This window comes from Sphingopyxis sp. USTB-05, assembly GCF_023822045.1.
In the GTDB taxonomy this organism is placed as follows: domain Bacteria; phylum Pseudomonadota; class Alphaproteobacteria; order Sphingomonadales; family Sphingomonadaceae; genus Sphingopyxis.
Map to the genome: position 1 here is coordinate 2578490 of NZ_CP084712.1, position 22654 is coordinate 2601143.

The window sequence follows — 22654 nt, forward strand, 5'->3', positions numbered from 1 at the left end:
TCACTGACCGGCGACGCGGCGGCCGAAGCCACCACCCATCGGGCGAACCGCGCCATAATTGCCCTGTGTCGGGGCGGGCGCGGCAAATACGGTACGACGGAAATTCTTTTCGAGGCGGTCGTTCATATAAGTCCAGAGCTGGCGGATTTCCTCGGCCGAGCGGCCATTCGGATCGACTTCCATCACCGTGCGGCCGTCGATCATCGACGCGGCATAATCGGTACGGTGGTGCAGCGTGACCGGTGCGACCGTGCCATGCTGCGACAGCGCGACCGCGGCCTCGCTGGTGATTTTCGCTTTCGGGGTCGCCGCGTTGACGACGAAGACCAGCGGCTTGCCGGCGCGTTCGCAAAGGTCGACGGTGGCGCCGACGGCGCGAAGGTCGTGCGGGCTCGGCCGCGTTGGAACGACGATCAGTTCGGCGACCGAAATCACGCTCTGGATCGCCATGGTGATCGCCGGCGGGGTGTCGATAACCGCGAGCTTGAAGCCCTGCTGGCGCAGGATTTCAAGGTCGGATGCCAGCCGTGCGACGGTGGTCTGGGCGAACGCCGGAAGGTCGGTTTCGCGCTCGTTCCACCAGTCGGCGAGCGAGCCCTGCGGATCGATGTCGATCAGAACGACGGGGCCAGCGCCCGCAAGCTGCGCCTGCACCGCGAGGTGCCCCGACAGCGTGGTCTTGCCCGACCCGCCCTTCTGTGAAGCCAATGCCAATACGCGCACTGCGTTACCCCCTCGGAAAATCCAATATTCGGCGGAAGGGATGCCATGCGGGGCGCTAAAATTGGGTTAACGATGACAAAAAGAGGGTGAACGACTTGCTCGCGGATATGGTAAACCCGACCCTAATGCCGACCTGTCCCGGAACGGGTCAGATTCGGCCGGCCCGCTTTTGTCGCTAACACCGTGTTAGCCAATTGACGTTATAAGGTATTCGGGGACTGCAGCCGGGGTCATACGGCGCAAGTCATTGGAGAATAAGATGCGTTCATTCCGCACCGCCATTTCACTGGCCCTGCCGCTGATCGCGGCATCGATGCTGGCGACAACGGCCCGTGCCGACGTCAAGGATGGCGTCGATGCCTGGCAGGCGGGTAATTACCAGGCGGCAGTCGCCGAATGGCGGCCGCTTGCGATTTCGGGCGACGCCGATGCGCAGTTCAACCTTGGCCAGGCCTATAAGCTTGGCCGCGGCGTCCCTGCCGATCTCGTACAGGCAGAGGCATGGTATCGCCGCGCCGCAAAGCAGGGGCATTTGCAGGCGGAGGATAATCTCGGCCTCGTCCTCTTCACCGCGAACCGCAGGACAGAGGCGATGCCCTTTATCATCGCCTCGGCCGCGCGCGGCGAACCGCGCGCGCAATATGTCCTCGGCACCGCCCACTTCAACGGCGACCTCGCAAAGCAGGACTGGCCGCGCGCCTACGCACTCACCAAGCGCGCAAGCGACGCCGGCCTCGACATTGCCTCGGCGCGGCTTGCCCAACTCGACAATCTGATCCCGCTCGATCAGCGTCAGCGCGGCCTCGCGATGCTGCCCGAAATCGAGCGCGGCGAACAGCAAGCCCGCCTCGCCGCGGTGGGTGCAGCCGCGCCGCCGGCTCCGAAACCCGTACCCGCCGCCTCGCCGGTGAAGGTCGCCAGCCTGCCCGCATCGACTCCCGGCACCAGCTACACGCCGCCGCCGGTGATCGACACGTCGCGGGCCGCCCCCGCCGCCAAGCCTGCACCCGAACCGATCCGCAGCGTTGCGGTGCCGGCATCGCCCGCCGCAAGTGCCGCCGCAGCGGCCGCCGCCGAAGCGACAGCCAGCGCCGTCGCCGCGACGGGCCGCCCGGGTACGACCTATGCCGCACCACCCGAAAGCGGCAAGCTCCCGCCCAAAGCCGAACCGGTCAAGGCCCCGTCAAAACCCGCCGCGCCGAAACCCACCGAGCCCAAAGCCGTGCCAGTCAAGCCGGCACCCGTCGCGACCGCAGCCGCTCCGGCGCCCGCCCGCGTCCACAGCGGCGCGGCCGCCAGCCCCTGGCGCGCGCAGCTCGGCGCCTTCGGCGTCGAAGCGAACGCCCGCAACCTCTGGGCTTCGCTCGAAAAGAAAAACCCCGCCTTCGCCGACCGCACGCCCTTCCTCGTCAAGAACGGCAAGCTGACGCGCCTCCTCGCCGGCGGCTTTGCGAACAAGGGCGAAGCCGAAAGCTTCTGCGCCTCGGTGCGCAAGGGCGATCAGGCCTGCCTGGTGGTCGATAAATAGAAAGGCTCCTGATCGGGCAGCGGCCCGACGCGAGAGCTCGCAAGATCGATAAGAACGGGTTTGAACGCTATTTCACACCCGCCTTTTCATCGGCGAGCCGCTTTGCCAGCAACTTGCGTGAGCGGTCGGCGTAGGTGCGACATGCGCCCGGCTGGTCATTGTACCGCCCCGGCCCTGCATTGTCGGGGTGCGCCGAAATCAATATGTCGCACGCCGTCGCATCCATCTTGCGATAGCTTTCCTCGAACCCCGCGACGATCGGCGCGCTCGCGGCCGCCGTATAGCGATAGCCATCGGCCGACACCGGATTGAGGCTCGATGCGAAGACAATTGTCTTGCAAGACCTACCCTCGCATGCCTGCCAGCGCCAGCTCATGCTGCCCATCGTGTGCCCCGGCGTCGCGACCGCGGCAATCGCGGTCTTGCCAAGCTTCAACACCTCGCCATCACCGATCACGCGCAGCCGCGTCACCGCGGGCCAACTCCCGCCATAGGCCAGCTGCGGGTCGTCCTTCGCATGTCTCCCGGAGCGCAGCCCTTGGGCGCCGCGCGCGCTCGCGACCACCGTCGCGCCGGTATCGCGCGCAAGCGCGGCGAGCCCGCCAGCATGGTCGAAATGCGGCTCGGTGCTCAGAATAAATTTGATGTCTTTAGGGTCGAAACCGAGCTTGCGGACATTGGCGAGTATCCCAGGCGCGCCCTGTGGCAGCGCCCCGTCGATCAGCACCAATCCGTCGCCCGTATCGATCAGCGCAACGCTCATCCCCCCGAATCCGACAAGGTAGCTCGTCCCGAAAATCTTCTCCGGATCGGCCGGCGCCAGCCATTCCTTGGCCCGCTCGACCGCCATCGGCCGCGTCAGCGGGTCATCCGTCTCCGGCGCCACTCCGCCCGCGGCCATTTGCGCATTCGCCTCGTCAACCAGCGGCAGCGGCACATGATTCACCCCGGCCAGCCAGACGGCGATTGTCATCATTGCGATCATTTTCGTCTCCCTTCCCCACCGGGATGCCGCGACACGGCGGCGCTCACAAAGCATCATTTCTCGACAAAGCCATGAGAATTTCTCATATATTTCGTCGTCCCGAATTTGATCCGGGGTGACCGGGCCAGAGAGGTAATAGAAGCAAGACCCATGGACCGCGCCCAGCTCCCCTTGAACGCCCTTCGCGCCTTCGAGGCCGCGGCCCGCCACCTCAATTTCACCCGCGCCGCGATCGAACTCTGCGTCAGCCAAGGCGCGGTCAGTCATCAAGTGGCTCAGCTCGAGCGCCGCCTCGGCACCCGCCTTTTCCACCGCCTGCCGCGCGGGCTCGCGCTCACTGACGAGGGGCATGCGCTTGTCCCTGTCGTCGCCGAGGCATTCGACCGCGTCGCCGCGACGCTCGATCAATATGCCGACGGCCGCTTCCGCGAGGCGCTCAAGGTCGGCGTCGTCGGTACGTTCGCCACCGGCTGGCTGCTCCCGCGCCTCGGCGCCTTCGCACGCGCGCATCCGACGATCGACCTGCGCATCTCGACCAACAACAACCGCGTCGACCTCGCAGGCGAAGCGCTCGACTATGCGATCCGCTTCGGCGACGGAGCCTGGCACGGCACCCACGCCGAGCCCTTGCTCGCCGCGCCCATGGCGCCGATCTGCGCCCCCACGATCGCCGCGCGCCTCAAAAGCCCTGCCGACCTGGTTCACGAACATCTGCTCCGCTCGTATCGCGCCGACGAATGGGCGCTATGGTTCGCCGCCGCAGGCGTCCCCGTCCCTGTGCTCCGCGGCCCCGTCTTCGACAGTTCGGCGCTGATGGCCACCGCCGCCGCCGCAGGCCAAGGCGTCGCGCTCGCACCCCCCGCGATGTTCACGCGCGAGCTCGCCGCAGAGTTGCTCGTCCAGCCTTTCGCGGTCACGATCGACGCCGGCCGCTATTGGCTCACCCGCCTGATGTCACGCCCCGAAAGCGACGCGATGCTGCGCTTTCGGCGCTGGCTGAGCGAAGAGATAGAGACTCCATAAACCACTGATAATAAATCAGAAGAACCCTAAGCTTCGTCATCCCGGACTTGATCCAGGATCCATTCTTCACGGACAGTGTTGACATTGTAAACATAAATCCCATCTGAGCGCTCCCAATGTTAACGATGTAAACACGGAAGGAGTTCAGCATGTATCACGCCATCGTCCGCCATCAGGTGCGCAAGATTTTCGACGGCCTCAGCCGCGGCGACTGGGAGTCCGCGCTCGCCGGCATGGCCGACCGCTTCGAGCATATCTTCCCTGGCGACCATGCCCTCGGCGGCACGCGCCACACCAAGGTGGGCCTGCGCGCATGGTTCCAGCGCCTCTTCGCCGTCCATCCCGTCCTGAAATTCGAGATCAAGCATATCGCATCGAGCGGCATGCCGTGGGACACGACCGCGGTGATCGAATGGCGCGACCGCGCGGTGATGGCCGACGGCGATACCAGCTACGTCAACGACGGCGTCCACATCATCCGCCTGCGCTGGGGCAAGATCGTCAGTCTCCACCCCTATCTCGACACAGCCAAATATGCCGCCGCGCTGAAGCGGCTTGCGGATACGGGTTACGCCGAGGCCGGTGCCGCGCCGATCGAGGATTGAGGGCAGCATTGGAGTGGGGAGCGGGCGTCGCTTCCTTGGTTCTTCGTCATCCCGGACTTGATCCGTGATCCCGCTTTTTGAAGGCACCGGCCCGCTTCACGAAATAGCGGGACCCCGGATCAAGTCCGGGGTGACGATAATGGAGAGGGTAGGTTCCGGTCGCCGCCCGCCGTCACCCACGCAAGATCTTCTCCATTTTCTTGCCCTTCGCGAGTTCGTCGATCAGCTTGTCCATATAGCGCAGCTCGCGCATCAGCGGCTCTTCGATATTTTCGACCCTGATGCCGCAAATCACGCCGGTAATCAGCTCTCGCGCCGGGTTCAGCTTCGGCGCCCGCGCAAAGAAATCCTCGAAAGTCGCACCCTTCGCCAACTCAGCCTCGAGCGCCGCCTGACTATAGCCCGTCAGCCAGCGAATAATCTCGTCCACCTCGGCCTTCGTCCGCCCCTTTTTCTCGGCCTTGGTGATATAGTGCGGATAAACGCTCGCGACGCTGATCGAATAGATGCGGTGCTTCGTCATGAGGACCTCCACATTTCGCCTCGGTCGAGGCGCGTCGCGAAACCTAAATCGGCAGATAGCGGGGCACCTTGGCCTCCAAAAGCTGGACAAGCGCTTCATCCATGAATTCATAATCGTCCGGGATGTCGAGACAGATGACGCGCGCATCTTTCAGCGCCGCCCGGTATCGCTTCTGCAGCTTGTTCCGATGCGTCTTTTCCATCACGAAGATCATATCCGCCCAACGCACAAGCTCTGACGTCAGCGGGTTCTCTGCATCATTATTGGTTCCCGCCGAGTCCGTTTCGATTCCCGGATGGCCTGCGAATATCTGCTCGGCGGTTGGGCTACGCAGCTTGTTCTGGCTGCACACAAACAGGATGTTGGTTACCTTCGCCAAATGGCCCAGCCCTACCCCATCACCCACTGCCGCCGCGAATAGCCCTGCGCCCACAACAGCGCCGTCAGATCATGATGCCGGATCACCGCCGCCGCCGCTTCGCCCGCCGCAGGGTGCGGGTAATAGCCAACCCCCAGACCCGCGCTCGTGATCATCGGTATATCGTTCGCGCCGTCGCCGACCGCCAGCGTCTCGGCGAGCGGAAGCCCATGCTTCGCCGCCTCGGCCTTCAGCGTCTCGAGCTTCGTCGCGCTGTCGACGATCGGCTCGCGCACCTTGCCCGTAAGCTTGCCGCCCGCAATCTCCAGCTCGTTCGCGATCACCTTGTCAAACCCGATCGCCTCGCCCACCGGCCCGGCAAAGGCGGTGAACCCGCCCGAAATCAAGATCGAGTGCGCCCCATGCGCCTTCATCGTCTGCACCAGCGTCCGCGCGCCGCGCGTCAGCTTCACCCGCTCCATCCGGCAATCGACGAGTGTTGTCTCGGGCATCCCCGCGAGCAATCCGACGCGCTCCTCCAGCGCCGCACGGAAATCGAGTTCCCCGCGCATCGCGCGCTCGGTAATCGCCGAGATCTGCGGTTTCAGGCCCGCATAATCGGCGAGTTCGTCAATGCATTCGACGGTGATCATCGTCGAATCCATGTCGGCGATGATCAGCTTCTTCGTCCGATCGCCCAGCGGCTGCACGACGATGTCGAGCGCGCCATGGTCCATCAGCGCCAGTTCCTTGCGCGCGCTGACCAGGCTGCCGTGAAAAACGATATCCGCCGCGTCATGCTCGTCCAGCCAGTGCGGGGCGCCAACATCGTGCCCCGTCGCCGCGAGCCGGTCGATCCCTTCGCGAACCACCTCGTCGGTCAGCTTTCCTGCTGCTATCAGCGTCGCGACGAACATGGCATCTCCTCTTATCTCGACCGCCAGTGCACGGCTGCCCGTAGCACTTATCGCCGGACCCACCGCCAGCGGCAAGAGCGCTTTGGCGGTCGCGCTCGCAAAATCTCTTTCCGAGACAGGCCGCGACGCAATCGTCGTCAATGCCGACGCGAGTCAGGTCTATGCCGACCTTAAGATCCTCTCGGCGAGGCCGACCGACGCGGAGATGGATGGCATCGCCCACCGCCTCTTCGGCCACATCGACGCGGCGGAGGCGCACAACGCCGTGCGCTGGGCGGAAGAGGCGCGCGCGGTGATCGCGGAGGCGCACGCCGCAAAGCGAATTCCGATCCTCGTCGGCGGCACCGGCCTCCACATGCGCACTTTGCTCTCTGGCATCGCGCCCGTGCCCGAGATTGATCCCGATATCCGCGAGGCCGTCCGCGCACTCCCCGTCGCCGACGCCCACGCCGCGCTCACCGCCGCCGATCCCGACGCCGCTGCGCGCCTGAACGCCGCCGACACCACCCGCGTCGCGCGCGCGCTTGAAGTCGTGCGCTCGACCGGCCGCACCCTCGCCGACTGGCAACGGGCGATCGCGGGCGGCATCGCCGACCACATCGCCCTCGCCCCGCTGATCCTGCTGCCCCCGCGCGATTGGCTGCGCGATCGCTGCGACGCGCGCCTCGTTCAGATGTTCGAAAGCGGCGCGGTCGAAGAGGCGGAAGCTCTGCTCGCGCGCAATCTCGACCCCGATCTGCCTGCGATGCGCGCGATCGGCGTCCCCCAGATCGCAAGCCACATCCGCGGCGAAATCAGCCGCGCCGAAGCGCTCGAACAGACGCAGGCCGCCACCCGCCAATATGCGAAGCGCCAATATACGTGGTTCCGCAACCAGCCCCCCGCCGACTGGCCGCGCCACACAGAGTCATTAAACATCGATTATACCAGTGAATTAGCAATAATATTACGTGATAAGCTGTTGACAGGATAGAATCATACACCTATTGCCCGCTCCCTGTTGCAGCGCACAAGCGCTGCCTTTTTATATTCGGAAGGAGTTTCGTCGTGACGGAAATGAGTGGTGCCGACATGGTGGTTCAGGCGCTGGTCGACCTCGGCGTCGATACAGTGTTCGGCTATCCGGGCGGCGCGGTCCTTCCCATTTATGACGCGCTCTACAAGCATCCGACGATCAAGCATATTCTCGTCCGCCACGAACAGGCGGCGACGCACGCGGCAGAGGGCTATGCGCGCTCGACCGGCAAGCCCGGCGTCGTGCTCGTCACCTCGGGCCCCGGCGCAACCAACGCCGTCACCGGCATCACCGACGCGCTGCTCGACAGCATTCCGATGGTCGTGCTGACGGGACAGGTGTCGACCGCGCTGATCGGCACCGATGCATTTCAGGAATGCGACACCGTCGGCATCACGCGCCACTGCACCAAGCATAATTATCTCGTGATGGATCCCGACCGTCTTGGCCCCATCCTCCACGAAGCTTTCCATATCGCAACGCATGGCCGCCCCGGCCCGGTGGTGATCGACATTCCAAAGAATGTGCAGGTCGCAACGGGCGATTATGTCGTGCCCGAAAAGATTCTGCACAACAGCTACCGCCCGCAGGTCGAACCCGACGCCAGCGCGATCGCGGCGGCAGTCGAGATGATCGCCGCGGCCGAACGCCCGGTCTTCTACACCGGCGGCGGCGTGATCAACGCTGGCCCCAACGCGAGCGCAGCTCTGCGCCAGCTCGTCGCGCTCACCGGCGCGCCGGTCACCTCGACGTTGATGGGCCTTGGCGCCTTCCCTTCGGACGACGACAAGTGGCTCGGCATGCTCGGCATGCACGGCACCTATGAATCGAACATGGCGATGAACCGCGCCGATCTGGTCATCGCGGTCGGTGCGCGCTTCGACGACCGGGTCACCGGCCGCCTCGACGCCTTCTCGCCGGACTCGAAGAAGATCCACATCGATATCGACCGCAGTTCGATCAACAAGATCGTCCCCGTCGATCTCGCGATCGTCGGCGACGCCGGCCGCGCGCTCGATGCGCTCGTCGCCACTTGGCAGGACAAGGGCCATAAGGCGCGCGACCTTGGCGAATGGTGGCGCCGCGTCGACGGCTGGCGTGCGACGCGCTGCCTCGACTTCCCCGAAAAGAAGGACGCCGACGCCGAAATCATGCCGCAGCGCGCGGTGAAGGCGCTGTTCGACGCGACCCGCGGCATGGACCCGATCATCACGACCGAGGTCGGCCAGCATCAGATGTGGGCGGCGCAGCATTTCGGTTTCGCCGCGCCCAATCGCTGGCTCACCTCGGGCGGGCTCGGCACGATGGGCTATGGTTTCCCCGCCGCGGTCGGTGCGCAGATCGCTAACCCGGACCGTCTCGTCATCTGCATCGCGGGCGAAGCCAGCCTGCAGATGAATATCCAGGAAATGGGCACGGTCGCGCAGTACCGCCTGCCGGTGAAAATCTTCATCCTCAACAATGAATGGATGGGGATGGTCCGCCAGTGGCAGGAACTCACCTATGAAAGCCGCTATTCGAACAGCTATTCGGACAGCCTGCCCGATTTCGTGAAGCTCGCCGACGCTTACGGGTGGACGGGCCTGCGCATCGACACGCTCGGCGAGCTCGAGGACGGCATCAGGACGATGATCGAGACGCCGGGTCCGGTGATCGTCGACTGCCGCGTCGCCAAACTCGCCAACTGCTTCCCGATGATCCCATCGGGCGCAGCGCACACCGACATGATCCTCCAGCCGAGCGACGTCACCGGCACGATGGACGACGAAGCCAAGGCACTGGTGTAATCCCATGAAAATCAAGACCGAAGCCGGCGAGCGCCATGTGCTCGCCATCACCGTCGACAACGAAGCCGGGGTGCTCGCAAAGATCACCGGGCTGTTCACCGCGCGCGGCTATAATATCGAAAGCCTGACGGTGGCCGATATCACCGCCGACCACGCGCTGTCGCGCATCACCATCGTCACCTCGGGCCCGCCGCCGATCATCGACCAGATTATCGCGCAGCTCGACCGCCTCGTCCCCGTGCACAAGGTCGTCGACCTCAACGATGCGGGCGAAGCGCATGTCGAACGCGAGATCGCGCTGGTGAAGGTCGCGGGCACCGGCGACAAGCGCATCGAGGCGCTGCGCATGGCCGACGTCTTCCGCGCCAAGGTCGTCGACACGACGCTGACCAGCTTCATCTTCGAGATTACCGGGACGAGCGACAAGGTCGACCGCTTCATCGCGCTGATGCGCGAATGCGGGCTGGTCGAGGTCGGCCGCACCGGCGTTGTCGCCATCGCCCGCGGGTCGGAGGCGCTTTAGAGTTTAGAGGAATAAAGGTCCAACGATCGTCACCCCGGACTTGATCCGGGGTCCCGCTTTCCACCGTCGTTTAGCGGGACCCCGGGTCAAGCCCGGGGTGACGGAAGAGAAATAGGGAAGAAGACTATGCAGGTTTATTACGATCGCGACGCCGACCAGGATCTGATCAAGGGCAAAAAGGTCGCCATCGTCGGCTATGGCAGCCAGGGCCATGCGCACGCACAGAACCTCCGCGACAGCGGCGTGCGCGACGTCGCGATCGCGCTGCGCCCCGGCTCGGCGACGGCGAAAAAGGCCGAAGGCGCGGGCTTCAAGGTGCTTTCGAACAAGGAAGCCGCCGAGTGGGCCGACGTCATCATGGTCGCCGCGCCCGACGAGCATCAGGCGAAAATCTATGCCGATGACCTTGGCCCGAACATGAAGCCCGGCGCCGCACTCGCCTTTGCGCACGGCCTCAACATCCACTTCGGCCTGATCGAGGCGCGCGCCGACATCGACGTCTTCATGGTCGCGCCCAAGGGCCCCGGCCACACGGTGCGCAGCGAATATCAGCGCGGCGGCGGCGTCCCGTGCCTGATCGCGGTCGCACAGGAAGCCAGCGGCAATGCCGGCAACGGCCACGCCAAGGCGCTCGCCCTCTCCTACGCTTCGGCCGTCGGCGGCGGCCGCAGCGGCATCATCGAGACGACCTTCAAGGAAGAGTGCGAAACCGACCTCTTCGGCGAACAGGCCGTGCTCTGCGGCGGCGTCACCCACCTTATCCAGGCGGGTTTCGAAACGCTGGTCGAGGCGGGCTACGCTCCCGAAATGGCCTATTTCGAGTGCCTCCACGAAACCAAGTTGATCGTCGACCTTCTCTATGAAGGCGGCATCGCGAACATGCGCTATTCGATCTCGAACACCGCCGAATATGGCGACATCAAGACGGGCCCGCGCATCATCACCGACGAGACGAAGGCCGAGATGAAGCGCGTTCTCGCCGACATCACCTCGGGCCGCTTCGTGAAGGACTTCGTACTCGACAATCAGGCCGGCCAGCCCGAACTGAAGGCAAGCCGCAAGGCGGCTGCCGCGCATCCGATCGAAAAGACCGGAGCCGAACTCCGCGCGATGATGCCGTGGATCGCGAAGAACAAGCTGGTCGACAAGAACGTCAACTGACGGACTTTCGCAATCGCGGGCGAGGAGCTAGGGCCGGGCCATGGCAACCGACCTCTCCTTCGCCTGCGATTGCGCCACCGTTACCGGAGCGATGCGCGTCGCTTCGGGCGAAGGCGACTATGTCGTCTGCCACTGCACCGACTGCCAGAACCTCACACGCCATCTGGACCACGAGCAGTTGCTCGACGCGCACGGCGGCACCGCACTTTATCAGACGCGATGCGCGCGCATGCGGATCGATACCGGCCGCGATCAGCTAGCCTGTCTCCACCTCACCGACGCGCCGACGCTGCGCTGGTATGCCGCCTGCTGCCGCACACCGCTGTTCAACACGTTCAAGAACGGCAAGCTCCCCTTCATCACGATCCTGACCGCCGCCTGCGATCCGGCACGGCGCGCGGAGGCGTTCGGCCCGCCGCGCGGCCATCTTTTCACGCAGGACGCGATCGGCGACGCCAGCGGCCTGCCCAAATTGGGCACGCCGACCCTGATGCGCCGCTTTTTCATCCGCGCGATCAAGGATCTCGTTTCGGGCGATCGGCGCCGATCGCCGCTTTTCGACGCAAAGACGCTGGAGCCAATCGCCACGCCGCACCGCCTGACCGCCGAAGAACGGCAGGCGTTGACGGGGGGTCGAACCCAACCCCAATGACCGTCCCAGGCATAACAAACTCCGTCATTGCGAGCGGAGCGAAGCAATCCAGTGTGGCCTTGCGCTGCTCTGGATTGCTTCGCTTCGCTCGCAATGACGAATAAGGAAACAAAGATGGCGACCTCTCCCTTCTCCGCCCACCGCGCCGATCTCGCGGCGCTCGCGCATGACAGCCGTCGCCGCACCCTTGCGCCGCGCGCGGGCCGCGACTTTGCCTCGAACGACTATCTCGGCCTCGCCGATAGCGAAGCGCTGCGCGACGCGCTCGCCGCGGGCATCGAACGCGGCCTTCCTGCGGGCTCGGGCGGCTCGCGCCTGCTGCGCGGCAATCACGCCGAGCATGAAGCGCTCGAAACACACGCCGCGCGCCATTATGGCAGCGAGGCCGCGCTCTTCTTCGCGACAGGCTTCGCCGCCAACGCCGCGCTCTTCGCCACGCTTCCGCAGCGCGGCGACCTCGTCGTCCACGACGAACTCATCCACGCGAGCGCCCATGACGGGATGAAGCTCGGCCGCGCCGGCCATGTCGCAGCCACGCACAATGACGCGCAGGCCTTCGCCGACATCATCGCCCGTTGGCGCGCGGGGGGCGGCGCGGGCACGCCGTGGATCGCGGTCGAAAGCCTCTACAGCATGGATGGCGACCGCGCCCCGCTCGTCGATCTCGCCGCGGTCGCCGACCGCTACGACGCGGTGCTCGTCGTCGACGAAGCGCACGCAACCGGCGTGTTCGGCCCCGGCGGCGCTGGCCTCGCGCACAGCCTCGCACGCCGCGACAATCTGATCACGCTCCACACCTGCGGCAAGGCGCTCGGCGCCGAGGGCGCGTTGCTCTGTGCCCCCGCAATCGCGTGCGACTTCCTCGTCAACCGCGGTCGCCCGTTCATCTTCTCGACCGCGCCGTCGCCGCTGATGGCCTGGCTCGTCCGTCAGGCGATAGAGATTGTCGCGAACGAGCCCGAGCGCCAGGCGCGCCTCCACGCTCTCGTCCGCCACGCCGCAGAGCGCTTGGTCCCGCTCGGCATCCCCGCCAGCGGCACGCAGATCCTGCCCGTCATCATCGGCGACAACGACCGCACGATGCGCATCGCAGGCAGCCTGCGGGACGCGGGCTTCGATGTCCGCGGCATCCGTCCGCCCACCGTGGCGCAGGGAACCGCGCGCTTGCGCATCGCAATCACGCTCAATGTTGACGAAGCTAACATTGACGCGATGACCGACGCACTTGCCTCGGCGATGGCAGCGGCATGACGCGCTTCGTCGTTACCGGCACAGATACCGGCATCGGAAAAACCATCTTTTCCGCCGCTTTGGCGCAGGCCACCGCTACGCCATACTGGAAACCGATCCAGTCGGGCCTTGAAGAGGAGACGGACAGCGAAGTCGTCGCGCGCCTCGCCGGCGTGCGGGTTCATCCGGAAGCCTACCCCCTCAACACCCCCGCCTCGCCGCATCTGGCCGCCGAAATTGACAATGTTAACATAGTCGTCGAAACGCTCGCGCCGCCGCCCGGCGACCTCATTGTTGAAGGCGCCGGCGGCGCGCTCGTCCCCGTGACGCGCTCGATCCTCTACGCCGACCTCTTCGCGAAATGGCAGGTCCCGGTCATCGTCTGCGCGCGTACCAGCCTCGGCACGATCAACCACAGCCTGCTCACGATCGAGGCCCTGCGCGCGCGCGGCGTCCCTATCCACGGCCTCGCCTTCCTCGGCGACGCGGTGGAGGACAGCGAAGCGATCATCGCGCAGATCAGCGGCGTCCGCCGCCTGGGCCGCTTGCCGATCATCGATCCGCTGACGCCGGAAACGCTGGCCGAAGCGTTCGTCGCGAACTTCGACCTCACCGACTTCGCCTAACCCGATACCGTTCGCCCTGAGCTTGTCGAAGGGCCGTCCTTCTCTTATCCGCCGCCAAGAAAGAGCGGTGCTTCGACAAGCTCAGCACGAACGGATATCTGGATATGACCCATAGCTCCCCCGTCTGGCACCCCTTCACCCAGCACGGCCTCGGCGACCACATCCCGCTGATCGACCATGCCAAAGGCGCCAAACTCTATGCCGCCGACGGTCAAAGCTGGATCGACGCCATCTCGAGCTGGTGGGTCACCACCCACGGCCACGCGCACCCGCACATCATGGCCGCGATCCGCGCCCAGTCCGAAAAGCTCGACCAACTCATCTTCGCCGGCTGGACGCACGAGCCTGCCGAAAACCTCGCCGCCGAACTGATCCGCATCACCCCCGATCCGCTCACCCGCGTCTTCTTCTCGGACTCGGGCTCGACCAGCGTCGAGGTGGCGCTCAAGATGGCGCTCGGCTACTGGTACAACATCGGCGAGCCGCGCAGCCGCATCCTCGTCCTCGAACACAGCTATCACGGCGACACGATCGGCACGATGTCGGTCGGCGAGCGCGGCGTCTACAACCGCGCCTGGCAGCCCTTGCTCTTCGACGTCGACACCATCCCCTTCCCGCACGAAGGCATGGAACAGGCCACGCTCGACGCGCTCGAAGCCGCCTGCGCTCAAAAGCCCGCCGCCTTCATCGTCGAACCGCTGATCCTCGGCGCGGGCGGCATGCTCATCTATCCCGCGTGGGTGCTCGCCGAGATGCGCGCCATCTGTGCGCGTCACAACGTCCTTTTCATCGCCGATGAGGTGATGACCGGCTGGGGCCGCACCGGCACGCGCTTCGCCTGCGATCAGGCGGGGGTGATCCCCGACATCGTTTGCCTGTCGAAGGGTCTGACCGGCGGCTCCCTCCCGCTAGCGGTCACGCTCTGCATCGAGCCGATTTTCGAAGCGCATTATTCGGCCGACCGCGCCAAGACCTTCTATCATTCGAGTAGCTACACCGCGAACCCGATCGCCTGCGCCGCTGCAAATGCGAACCTTGAAATCTGGCGCGACGAGCCGGTTCAGCAGCGCATCGACACCCTGGCCGACGCACAGGCCGCGCATCTGTCGCTGCTCAGCCACGACCCGCGCGTCGCCAATCCCCGCCGCCTCGGCACCATCGCCGCGCTCGACATCGCTGTGACGGACGCAGGCTATCTCTCGAACCTCGCCCCCCGCCTGATCGCCTTTTACCGCGACCACGGCGTCCTCCTCCGCCCTCTCGGCAACACGCTCTACGTCATGCCGCCCTATTGCATCACCGCCGACGAGCTGGCGCAGGTTTGGAACGCAATCGGCGCATCGCTCGAGGCCGTGTAAGCAACGGCGGGAAACGTCCGGAGCTGCGGCCTACGCCGGGATGGCGGAAGAGAATGCATCCGGTATCGGAACCTTCATATCATCGTCACCCCGGACTTGATCCGGGGTCCCGCTCCTTCGTGAAGCGTGCCCGCGCGCTCCGCGCCGAAACCAAGACCCGGCATTCAGAAACGGCGCGCGTAACCGAAATAAAGTTCAACATCCGGGCTGTCCCGATTGAGGCCGATGTTCGCCCCCAAATCCCACTGGCTGTCCGCATCGGGTTGCCATCCGGCCGAGAGCCCCGCCAGCGCCTCGGTCGTGTGATCGTCGGGGTCGCGGTCGCGGGTCAGCGACACTTCGGCCGCCATCGAGACTTCGTCGGACAGGTCGAACCCCACCCCGGCAACCGAGCCATAGGCCGTATGCCGACCATTGCCGTCGCTATCGACCGCGGCATCGACATGCGGCGTGAAACCGAGCGACAGATCGCCGAGTTCGAAGCTGACCGGCACGATCATCCCCGCACCCCAATCGCCCGCACCGACGCCCTCGCCGCCCAGCGGCAGCGTGGCATAGGGCATCAGCGCGATCGAAAAGCCCGACCCGTCGGGATTACGCAAATTCTGCCGCAGCGCGATCGTCACGTCGCCGGTCCGTGTCCGGCGGGTCACCTCGCCCGTCGCCCGGTCGCGTTCGCGCGCATGGCCGAGCATCGTCCAGCCAAGCTGCACCTCCAGCGACGGGGTCAGTCCCGCGCGCAGCAGGGCGTCGCCAAAAGTCCAGCTATCGCTCCGGCTGTCGGCGGTGCGATCGAGTGTCCAGTCGGCCAGTCCGATCTCGAACAGCAGCGCTCCCGGCTCGACCGTGCAGGCAGGCGTTCCGAGCCCCGGTCGGTCAGGGCAAAGCTCGCGGCGATCCTCGTCCGCAAAGGCCGGCGTAGCGGCGGTCGCGGCGACCAGCAGCAATAGAGATCGAAGCGACATTCAAATCTTCCTCCGCCGGAGTGCATTGTTTTTCGTCCCGCCAGATCAAGCCCGCTTGCCTCGAAATCGCAAGCGGCTAATTTGCCCGCATGGCAACTCCTCCCCGCGCGAAAAAGATGCGCAAACTCCCATGGTATCTTCGGCCTTTCAAATGGCTGCTCTGGTTCATCCTCGCCTCGGTGCTTTGGGTGCTCATCTATGCGGTCGTCCCGCCGCCGGTGACCTTCACCATGCTGGCCGACAGCAACGGGATCACCAAGGATTGGACCAGCCTGTCGGATATCGACCGCAATATGGTGCGCGCGGTCATCGCTGCGGAGGACGGCAAATTCTGTAGCCACGACGGCTTCGACCGCGACGCGATCGAACAGGCGATCGAACGCAATGCCAAGGGCAAACGCATGCGCGGCGGATCGACGGTCAGCCAGCAGACCGCGAAGAATGTCTTTCTGTGGCAAGGCAGCGGCTGGACGCGTTACGTCCGCAAGGTACCCGAAGTCTGGTTCACATTCCTGATCGAAAAGATCTGGGGCAAGCGGCGGATCATGGAAGTTTATCTCAACGTCGCCGAGACCGGTATCGGCACCTATGGCGTGGAGGCGGGCGCACAGCGCTATTTCAACCATGGCGCGGGCAAATTGACGCCAAAGGAAGCCGCCCGCATCGCCGCAATCCTGCCGCTCCCGAAAAAGCGCGAGGCGGTGAGCCCGTCCGGCTTCACCCGCCGCTATGGCAACACGATCTCAGCGCGCATCGGGCAAGTACGCCGCGACGGACTGGACGGCTGCGTCTACTGAGCGGGGCGGTTATGGGGTGGGGAGCGGGCGTTTGCGGTTCCTACGTGCACCCCGGCGAAAGCCGGGGCCCAGTGCGGAAAAGCGCAAAGTTAGCGTTGGAATTCTGGGCCCCGGCTTTCGCCGGGTGCACATCTCTATCGGCATTTTCCTACCTTCGTCATCCCGGGCTTGACCCGGGATCCCGCTTTTCCTGCGCATCGACCAGCTTGGACCTCAAGCGGGACCCCGGATCAAGTCCGGGGTGACGAGGATGTGGAGGTCTGCAACCGGTCGGTTCCGGTCATTACGCCCGGATCAGTGCCCAAAGGCTGGAATGAGGTGGAGAGCGGGCGTTTCATTGCCAAGGCCCCTCCTCTTCAGGTGAGGGGCTATGTTCGAGCTAGGGCAGCAAGCGTCGTTCCCCGCCTTATCGTCATCCCGGGCTTGACCCGGGATCCCGCTTCTTGAGGCGCCCACTGGCTTCGACCTCAAGCGGGACCCCGGATCAAGTCCGGGGTGACGATGATGGAAAGGTCCGCAACCGGTCGAAACCAGCCAAAACCATACCCAGGCCCTGACGCCACGGCGCTACCCTACGCCGGCTTCCAGCTCTTCCGTTCTTCGGCCTGCTTCAGAACTTCGAACGCGGCCTGCCCTGCCGCAAAGCGCTTCGCCGCTTCGGCATCGCCGGGCTTCACATCGGGGTGGCATTCCTTGGCGAGGTTGCGCCAGGCCTTTTTCGTCGCCTCAAAGTCGGCGTCGGGTTCCAGGTCGAGTACCTCCAGCGCGCGCATTTCGTCGGCGCTGCGGCTGCCATCGCCCGATCCGCCCCAGGCATAATGCTGCGCGCGGGCATAGCTGCGTGCGCCCTGTTCCTCTTCGGCGGCACGCGCCGCGGCATCTTCGGCGGAAAGGCCGGCGAAATAGTCCCAGCCGCGATTATATTCGGCGGCATGCGTTTCGCAGAAATACCAGCGTTCGGGGCTGTTCGGCGACTTGGGCGCAGGACAATTGCCCGGGTTCGTGCAGCCGTGGCGATCGCAAAGACGAACCTTCTGCGTCTCGCGCGACGAGCCATAGGGGCGCCAGCGGGGAAAACCCCAGTCATCGGATCTCTTGGCGCGGCTCATCGATCCCATGTAGCGACTGACGGACGAATTGGCTAGGCGGCCGGCCGAAAAAGCCGCGCAAAAATAGCCTTTCCTACATTATCGCGCCGTGCCAGCTATGTGCTTCGGCTCTTTGCAATCGTAATTTCTTCCCGCAACTTTCCGCACGATGAGGCCCTTCGCATAAAGCGACAAAGGACACAGCTTCGAGCTGAACGTCCGTATATTTTGTCGCTTTAAGCTCGATCAGTCCTTCGGCTTGTAACCGAACGCCTTGCTCGCAAGCTTGACCACCGCGGGGTCGCGCTCGGACGGGGTCATCGGCACCGCGGCTTCCAGCGTCTCGATGATATGCGTCAGCGCGGCGATACGCGCGGCCTTCTTGTTATTGCCGTCGATCACTTTCCACGGCGCCCAGCGGGTGTTCGTCTGTGCGAACATCTCTTCCATCGCGGCGAGATATTCCTTGCGCTTCGACCGGTTGCGATAATCCTCGGTGCCGGTCTTCCAGCGTTTCCAAGGATCGTCGAGGCGCGCGGCGAAGCGCTCGTCCTGCTCTTGCTGCGTGATATGGATGAAGAGTTTGACGAGGTTCGTGCGGCTGCCGGTCAGCTGCGCTTCGAACTCGTTGATCTCATCATATCCCTTGCGCCACTCGGCCTCGGTCGCAAAGCCCTCGACGCGCTCGACAAGGACGCGGCCGTACCAGCTACGGTCAAAGATCGAGATTTCGCGATTGCCCGGCAGCCGTTTCCAGAAGCGCCAGAGGAAGTGGCGCGATCTTTCCTCTTCATTGGGCGCACTGATCGGCCATACCTCGAAATAGCGGGGATCGAGCGACGCGGTCAGCCGCTGGATGATGCCGCCCTTCCCCGCCGCATCCCAGCCCTCGAACATGACGATGCTGCGCTGCCCGTGGATGATATGCGCGGCCTGCAGCCGTTCGAGACGATCTTCCAGCGCGGCGAGGTCGTCGGAATAGTCGCCGTCATATTTGGCGCCGGTTTCATAGTCGGACAGGGAAATGCTCATATGCTCTCCGTAGCGCATGCGGCGCGATCCTACCAAGCATCATCCATCGATGTCATGTTCCGGGACAGGCGCGGCGCGCTTCCTTACTCGCGCCCGATCAGGCGCTTGCGCGCTTCCCAATCGGCCAGCGCGCGGCGGTTGCCTTCGACGCGCTCCAGCGCTTCGGGGATCGCGCTGCCACGCAATCCCTGTCGCTGCGCCTCGCCATACCAGTCGACCGCCGCATCGAAATCGCGCTGCATCTCGGCGCAAAGGCCAAGGTTGAAAGCAAGCGCAGCGGTCGGCTCGGCGTCGCGGGTCAGCGCGGTCCATGCCGCGCAGGCGGCCGGCTGGTCACTCTTGGTCAGGCGGACGGCATTTTTGAATGCTGCCTGCGCGGGTTTCGCCAGTCCCTTGGTGCCCTCCTCGACACGGACGTCGAGGACATAGTCCCGGGGCGCAAGGTCGCGGCGGATCGCCTTGACGTGATCGCGCTGAACGTCCTCGATATAATCGTCGACCGATCGCGATGCCGCGCGGTCGGGGCAATAGGTGATCTGGTCGCGGGCATTCAGCGGGCGCGTATAACGGATCGAGCCGTCGGCGATCGCGACAAGCCGCGCGGTGGTTGCGACGGTGACTGTCCGGCGGCGGCAGCGGATATCGACCTCGGCCTCCTTCAGGCATTTCTTCTTGTCGGCGGGATCGGGTTCGACGCAGCGCTTGCGCTTTTCGGTAACGGGCGTCTCATCGACGCTGGCGCGCGTCGTGCCGGTGACGAGACCATCGGTCGGTGCCCCCGATTCGGGAGCGATCATGCGATACCAGGGGCGGCCGCCGAACTGAGCGCCGCCAAGTTCAGCCTCAAGCTGCTGCGCAAGCGCCGCACCATCCTCGCCCTCGAAGCGCTCGACCGACAGGCGAAGCAGGTCATTGACGTTCGCGCCGGCCGGTTCGCTGCCAGCGATGGTCAACGTCTCGGCCGCAGCGGGCGTCGCAAAGCAAAGAAGAGCGGCGGCCAGCGCCAATCGCGTGTCGAACATCTCACCCCCGACAACTATCCCTGACCGGGGCTATCGCAGCCACCGGTGCCTGTCAAAGCGGGAAGGTCAGAGCAGGTCGGCGAGCAATCCGGCGACGCGGGCGGGCGCTTCCATCGGGATGAAATGGCTATGCTCGGCCCATAATTCGTCGCGTTCGGCGCCGATCGCGGCGCCAAGGCCGGTCCAAGTCGGGCTCAGCGAGAAATCCAGCGGACCGCCGCGCTCGCCGGTGGGCGCGCGGATCACTGTCGAGGGCAGCGCAAGATAATGGAGCCACTCGTGCGGACTGGTGCGCAGCGCATTCTGGTACACCGAGGCTTCCAGCGCCGGCGGACAGGCAAGCTCCAGCCCCTCGCCATTCGAGGCAGGCAGCAGGCCATATGTGCAATAGTCGGCCAACACCTGCGGATCCCAGTTCGCATAGGGTGGTCGATCGGCGAAGCGCGCGCGCATCTCTTCGGCGCTCGTCCATGCGTTGCGGCGGCGTGCGACGGGATGCTCGGCGGGGTCGGGAATCGGCTCAGCGGCCTCGCCTTCGTAAAATGCAGGCTCCATGATGACCGGGTCGATCAGCACGAGATGGCGGAACGCCGCCGGCCGCTGCGACGCGAGCCGGGTCAGGATATAGGCGCCCATGCTGTGGCCGCAGCCGACGATCGGGTGTCCGCCCAGCCCGTCGAGCAATGGCAGCAGCACATCGGCGGTCGCCGCCCAATTGGCGAGCGTCGTGGGACGGAAACTGCGCCCATGGCCGCGATGGTCGGGGGCGATGACATGCGCCCCGGCCGGCAGCGCCGCGACCACCTGGTCCCAAAGCCGGGCATGAAAGCCCGTGGCATGGAGCAGCAGCAGCGAAGCGCCCGCACCGCGCTCTCCCCATTCGAACCAGCAGATGTCGCCTTCCGGCGTTTCCAGCCGGTGCTCCCGGGGTTCGTTCACGCCTTAGCTCTTCGGGCCGTCGACGAGCCGGATGCTCAGCTCCTTGAGCTGCTTTTCGCTGACCGGCGCCGGGGCGCCCATCATCAGGTCCTCGGCCTTCTGCGTCATCGGGAAAACGATCACTTCACGGATGTTCGGCTCGTCGGCGAGCAGCATCACGATGCGGTCCACGCCCGGTGCCGAACCGCCGTGCGGCGGCGCGCCGAACTTGAACGCGTTGATCATGCCCGCGAAGTTCGTGTCGACATCCTGCTGGCTGTAACCGGCGATCTCGAACGCCTTGTACATGATGTCGGGGCGGTGATTCCGGATCGCGCCCGACGACAATTCGACGCCGTTGCACACGATGTCGTACTGATAGGCCAGGATATCCAGCGGATCCTTGCTCGTCAGCGCGTCCATCTCGCCCTGCGGCATCGAGAAGGGGTTGTGGCTGAAATCGATCTTGCCGGTGTCCTCGTCGGCCTCGAACATCGGGAAATCGACGATCCAGCAGAATTCGAAGCGGCTCTTGTCGATGAGGTCGAGCTGATCGGCAACGCGAGTGCGAGCAAGGCCCGCGAGCTTTGCCGCCTTCGCCTCGACGCCCGCGGCAAAGAAGATGCCGTCGTTCGGGCCGAGGCCCATCGCGTCGGCGATCGCCTTCATGCCTTCCTGGCCATGATTATTGGCGATCGGGCCGCCAAACACCCCGTCCTTCTGGGTTGCGTAGCCGAGGCCCGGGAAACCTTCCGACTGTGCCCAATTGTTCATCTCGTCGAAGAATTTGCGGCTCTTCTCGTGCGTTTCCGGCGCGGCGACGGCGCGGACGACCTGGCCTTCCTCGACCATCGTCGCAAAGCGGCCAAAGCCCGATCCCTTGAAGAAATCGCCGACGTCATGGACCAGCAGCGGATTGCGCAGGTCGGGCTTGTCGCTGCCATATTTCAGCATCGATTCGCGGTACGGAATGCGCTTGAACGGCAGCGGCGAGACGGTCCGGCCCTTGCCGTCAAAGTCCGCGAACTCCTCGAACACGCCGTGCAGCACGGGTTCGATCGCGTTGAAGACATCATCCTGCGTGACGAAGCTCATCTCGAAATCGAGCTGATAGAATTCGCCCGGCGACCGGTCGGCGCGCGCGTCTTCGTCGCGGAAGCAGGGTGCGATCTGGAAATAGCGGTCGAAGCCCGCGACCATCAGCAATTGCTTGAACATCTGCGGAGCCTGCGGCAGCGCATAGAATTTGCCGGGATGGACACGGCTGGGCACCAGATAGTCGCGCGCGCCTTCGGGGCTGCTCGCGGTCAGGATCGGCGTCTGGAATTCGGTGAACCCCTGGTCGATCATCCGGCGGCGCAGCGACGAAATCACGTTCGAACGCAGCACGATATTCTTGTGCAGGCGCTCGCGGCGCAGATCGAGGAAGCGGTTCGTGAGGCGGATTTCCTCGGGATATTCGGTTTCGCCGAAAACGGGCAGCGGCAGGCGGTCCGCGGCCGACTGTACGGTCACCGCGCTCGGATAGATTTCGATCTCGCCGGTCGCCAGCTTGGGGTTGAGCGTCTCGGGCGAGCGCGCGGCAACCTTGCCGGTGAAGGTCAGAACGGATTCGGGGCCCAAGGCGTTGACCGTGGGATAAAGGTCCGACCCGGTCTCCACGACGATCTGGGTAATCCCATAATGGTCGCGAAGATCGACGAACAGAACATTCGCATGCTCGCGCGTGCGATGCACCCAGCCCGAAAGACGGACTTCCTCACCGACGTTGGCGGCGCGAAGGTCTGCGCATGTGTGGGTGCGATAGGCGTGCATTAT

23 protein-coding genes are annotated in these 22654 nt (G+C 64.8%); 12 read left to right on the forward strand and 11 right to left on the reverse strand.

The genetic code is table 11. The annotated features are described in order from the left end of the window. Nucleotides 1-723: a ParA family protein gene (locus KEC45_RS11930; RefSeq protein ID WP_062179075.1), complete on the reverse strand. Its 723-nt coding sequence runs from the start codon at nucleotides 721-723 to the stop codon at nucleotides 1-3. A 259-nt stretch (nucleotides 724-982) separates the two neighbouring features. Between KEC45_RS11930 and KEC45_RS11935 the strand changes: the two genes are divergently transcribed. Then, nucleotides 983-2251 carry an SPOR domain-containing protein gene (locus KEC45_RS11935; RefSeq protein ID WP_062179072.1) on the forward strand — a complete coding sequence of 423 codons (1269 nt, stop codon included), beginning with the start codon at nucleotides 983-985 and terminating at the stop codon, nucleotides 2249-2251. 67 nt (nucleotides 2252-2318) lie between these two features. Here KEC45_RS11935 and bla read toward each other — a convergent pair whose 3' ends face one another. Next, the gene (gene bla, locus KEC45_RS11940) at nucleotides 2319-3236 is read right to left on the reverse strand and encodes a subclass B3 metallo-beta-lactamase (RefSeq protein ID WP_062179070.1); all 918 of its coding nucleotides are present in this window, start codon (nucleotides 3234-3236) and stop codon (nucleotides 2319-2321) included. Nucleotides 3237-3386: 150 nt separating this feature from the next. Between bla and KEC45_RS11945 the strand changes: the two genes are divergently transcribed. Beyond that, nucleotides 3387-4259, forward strand: a complete 873-nt coding sequence (locus KEC45_RS11945; protein WP_062179068.1) for a LysR family transcriptional regulator — start codon at nucleotides 3387-3389, stop codon at nucleotides 4257-4259. 149 nt (nucleotides 4260-4408) lie between these two features. Then, nucleotides 4409-4864: a nuclear transport factor 2 family protein gene (locus KEC45_RS11950; RefSeq protein WP_062179065.1), complete on the forward strand. Its 456-nt coding sequence runs from the start codon at nucleotides 4409-4411 to the stop codon at nucleotides 4862-4864. A gap of 172 nt (nucleotides 4865-5036) precedes the next feature. On the opposite strand, the gene KEC45_RS11955 is transcribed toward KEC45_RS11950, so the two are convergent. The 3 genes from KEC45_RS11955 to serB are packed head-to-tail and all read right to left on the reverse strand — an operon-like array spanning nucleotide 5037 to nucleotide 6662. After that, nucleotides 5037-5387: a DUF2200 domain-containing protein gene (locus KEC45_RS11955; RefSeq protein WP_062179062.1), complete on the reverse strand. Its 351-nt coding sequence runs from the start codon at nucleotides 5385-5387 to the stop codon at nucleotides 5037-5039. Nucleotides 5388-5430: 43 nt separating this feature from the next. Next, a complete protein-coding gene (locus KEC45_RS11960) occupies nucleotides 5431-5766 on the reverse strand; it encodes a low molecular weight protein tyrosine phosphatase family protein (RefSeq protein WP_062183701.1) in 336 nt (111 codons plus the stop codon). Between the two features lie 11 nt (nucleotides 5767-5777). Next, nucleotides 5778-6662, reverse strand: a complete 885-nt coding sequence (gene serB / locus KEC45_RS11965; RefSeq protein ID WP_062179060.1) for a phosphoserine phosphatase SerB — start codon at nucleotides 6660-6662, stop codon at nucleotides 5778-5780. Between serB and miaA the strand changes: the two genes are divergently transcribed. The 8 genes from miaA (at nucleotide 6661) to KEC45_RS12005 (ending at nucleotide 15014) form a co-directional block, all read left to right on the forward strand. Beyond that, nucleotides 6661-7635 (forward strand): tRNA (adenosine(37)-N6)-dimethylallyltransferase MiaA, encoded by a 975-nt coding sequence (gene miaA / locus KEC45_RS11970; protein ID WP_062179057.1) that lies wholly within the window; start codon nucleotides 6661-6663, stop codon nucleotides 7633-7635. The genes serB and miaA overlap by 2 nt on opposite strands. Nucleotides 7636-7709: 74 nt before the next feature. Beyond that, nucleotides 7710-9464 (forward strand): biosynthetic-type acetolactate synthase large subunit, encoded by a 1755-nt coding sequence (gene ilvB, locus KEC45_RS11975; RefSeq protein ID WP_062179054.1) that lies wholly within the window; start codon nucleotides 7710-7712, stop codon nucleotides 9462-9464. Between the two features lie 4 nt (nucleotides 9465-9468). Continuing rightward, a complete protein-coding gene (gene ilvN / locus KEC45_RS11980) occupies nucleotides 9469-9987 on the forward strand; it encodes an acetolactate synthase small subunit (RefSeq protein ID WP_062179052.1) in 519 nt (172 codons plus the stop codon). Nucleotides 9988-10113: 126 nt separating this feature from the next. Then, nucleotides 10114-11148, forward strand: coding sequence for a ketol-acid reductoisomerase (ilvC, locus tag KEC45_RS11985; RefSeq protein ID WP_062179049.1), 1035 nt, complete (start codon nucleotides 10114-10116; stop codon nucleotides 11146-11148). A 40-nt stretch (nucleotides 11149-11188) separates the two neighbouring features. Next, complete coding sequence (locus tag KEC45_RS11990; RefSeq protein ID WP_062179046.1) at nucleotides 11189-11800, forward strand: DUF6151 family protein; 612 nt, start codon at nucleotides 11189-11191, stop codon at nucleotides 11798-11800. 114 nt (nucleotides 11801-11914) lie between these two features. Next, a complete protein-coding gene (locus KEC45_RS11995; protein WP_152682310.1) occupies nucleotides 11915-13051 on the forward strand; it encodes an 8-amino-7-oxononanoate synthase in 1137 nt (378 codons plus the stop codon). Continuing rightward, the gene (gene bioD, locus KEC45_RS12000) at nucleotides 13048-13656 is read left to right on the forward strand and encodes a dethiobiotin synthase (RefSeq protein WP_062179040.1); all 609 of its coding nucleotides are present in this window, start codon (nucleotides 13048-13050) and stop codon (nucleotides 13654-13656) included. Before KEC45_RS11995 ends, bioD begins: the two co-directional genes overlap by 4 nt. 104 nt (nucleotides 13657-13760) lie before the next feature. Beyond that, on the forward strand, nucleotides 13761-15014 hold the full coding sequence (locus tag KEC45_RS12005; RefSeq protein WP_062179037.1) for an adenosylmethionine--8-amino-7-oxononanoate transaminase: 1254 nt from the start codon (nucleotides 13761-13763) through the stop codon (nucleotides 15012-15014). A gap of 164 nt (nucleotides 15015-15178) precedes the next feature. Here the strand turns inward: KEC45_RS12005 and KEC45_RS12010 are convergent, their stop codons facing one another. After that, nucleotides 15179-15979, reverse strand: coding sequence for a transporter (locus KEC45_RS12010; protein WP_062179034.1), 801 nt, complete (start codon nucleotides 15977-15979; stop codon nucleotides 15179-15181). A 116-nt stretch (nucleotides 15980-16095) separates the two neighbouring features. Here KEC45_RS12010 and mtgA point away from each other — a divergent pair, with 116 nt between their 5' ends. After that, nucleotides 16096-16776: a monofunctional biosynthetic peptidoglycan transglycosylase gene (gene mtgA, locus KEC45_RS12015; RefSeq protein WP_062179031.1), complete on the forward strand. Its 681-nt coding sequence runs from the start codon at nucleotides 16096-16098 to the stop codon at nucleotides 16774-16776. A gap of 572 nt (nucleotides 16777-17348) precedes the next feature. Here the strand turns inward: mtgA and KEC45_RS12020 are convergent. The 5 genes from KEC45_RS12020 to aspS all read right to left on the reverse strand — a co-directional run bounded on the left by KEC45_RS12020 (nucleotide 17349) and on the right by aspS (nucleotide 22651). After that, the gene (locus tag KEC45_RS12020; protein ID WP_062183700.1) at nucleotides 17349-17885 is read right to left on the reverse strand and encodes a J domain-containing protein; all 537 of its coding nucleotides are present in this window, start codon (nucleotides 17883-17885) and stop codon (nucleotides 17349-17351) included. Nucleotides 17886-18110: 225 nt separating this feature from the next. Further along, nucleotides 18111-18896, reverse strand: a complete 786-nt coding sequence (locus KEC45_RS12025) for a polyphosphate kinase 2 family protein (RefSeq protein ID WP_062183698.1) — start codon at nucleotides 18894-18896, stop codon at nucleotides 18111-18113. An 83-nt stretch (nucleotides 18897-18979) separates the two neighbouring features. Continuing rightward, nucleotides 18980-19918: a hypothetical protein gene (locus tag KEC45_RS12030; RefSeq protein ID WP_062179028.1), complete on the reverse strand. Its 939-nt coding sequence runs from the start codon at nucleotides 19916-19918 to the stop codon at nucleotides 18980-18982. 66 nt (nucleotides 19919-19984) lie between these two features. Beyond that, complete coding sequence (locus KEC45_RS12035) at nucleotides 19985-20857, reverse strand: alpha/beta fold hydrolase (protein WP_062179026.1); 873 nt, start codon at nucleotides 20855-20857, stop codon at nucleotides 19985-19987. 3 nt (nucleotides 20858-20860) lie between these two features. Continuing rightward, the gene (gene aspS, locus KEC45_RS12040) at nucleotides 20861-22651 is read right to left on the reverse strand and encodes an aspartate--tRNA ligase (protein ID WP_062179023.1); all 1791 of its coding nucleotides are present in this window, start codon (nucleotides 22649-22651) and stop codon (nucleotides 20861-20863) included. Nucleotides 22652-22654: the final 3 nt, after the last annotated feature.

Bases quoted from the DNA above. Each gene is read 5' to 3' on its own strand.
- KEC45_RS11935 (WP_062179072.1), top strand. From the start codon at position 983: ATGCGTTCATTCCGCACCGCCATTTCACTGGCCCTGCCGCTGATCGCG.
- bla (WP_062179070.1), bottom strand. From the start codon at position 3,236: ATGATCGCAATGATGACAATCGCCGTCTGGCTGGCCGGGGTGAATCAT.
- KEC45_RS11945 (WP_062179068.1), top strand. From the start codon at position 3,387: ATGGACCGCGCCCAGCTCCCCTTGAACGCCCTTCGCGCCTTCGAGGCC.
- KEC45_RS11950 (WP_062179065.1), top strand. From the start codon at position 4,409: ATGTATCACGCCATCGTCCGCCATCAGGTGCGCAAGATTTTCGACGGC.
- KEC45_RS11955 (WP_062179062.1), bottom strand. From the start codon at position 5,387: ATGACGAAGCACCGCATCTATTCGATCAGCGTCGCGAGCGTTTATCCG.
- miaA (WP_062179057.1), top strand. From the start codon at position 6,661: ATGGCATCTCCTCTTATCTCGACCGCCAGTGCACGGCTGCCCGTAGCA.
- serB (WP_062179060.1), bottom strand. From the start codon at position 6,662: ATGTTCGTCGCGACGCTGATAGCAGCAGGAAAGCTGACCGACGAGGTG.
- ilvN (WP_062179052.1), top strand. From the start codon at position 9,469: ATGAAAATCAAGACCGAAGCCGGCGAGCGCCATGTGCTCGCCATCACC.
- ilvC (WP_062179049.1), top strand. From the start codon at position 10,114: ATGCAGGTTTATTACGATCGCGACGCCGACCAGGATCTGATCAAGGGC.
- KEC45_RS11990 (WP_062179046.1), top strand. From the start codon at position 11,189: ATGGCAACCGACCTCTCCTTCGCCTGCGATTGCGCCACCGTTACCGGA.
- KEC45_RS11995 (WP_152682310.1), top strand. From the start codon at position 11,915: ATGGCGACCTCTCCCTTCTCCGCCCACCGCGCCGATCTCGCGGCGCTC.
- bioD (WP_062179040.1), top strand. From the start codon at position 13,048: ATGACGCGCTTCGTCGTTACCGGCACAGATACCGGCATCGGAAAAACC.
- KEC45_RS12005 (WP_062179037.1), top strand. From the start codon at position 13,761: ATGACCCATAGCTCCCCCGTCTGGCACCCCTTCACCCAGCACGGCCTC.
- KEC45_RS12010 (WP_062179034.1), bottom strand. From the start codon at position 15,979: ATGTCGCTTCGATCTCTATTGCTGCTGGTCGCCGCGACCGCCGCTACG.
- mtgA (WP_062179031.1), top strand. From the start codon at position 16,096: ATGCGCAAACTCCCATGGTATCTTCGGCCTTTCAAATGGCTGCTCTGG.
- KEC45_RS12020 (WP_062183700.1), bottom strand. From the start codon at position 17,885: ATGAGCCGCGCCAAGAGATCCGATGACTGGGGTTTTCCCCGCTGGCGC.
- KEC45_RS12025 (WP_062183698.1), bottom strand. From the start codon at position 18,896: ATGAGCATTTCCCTGTCCGACTATGAAACCGGCGCCAAATATGACGGC.
- KEC45_RS12030 (WP_062179028.1), bottom strand. From the start codon at position 19,918: ATGTTCGACACGCGATTGGCGCTGGCCGCCGCTCTTCTTTGCTTTGCG.
- aspS (WP_062179023.1), bottom strand. From the start codon at position 22,651: ATGCACGCCTATCGCACCCACACATGCGCAGACCTTCGCGCCGCCAAC.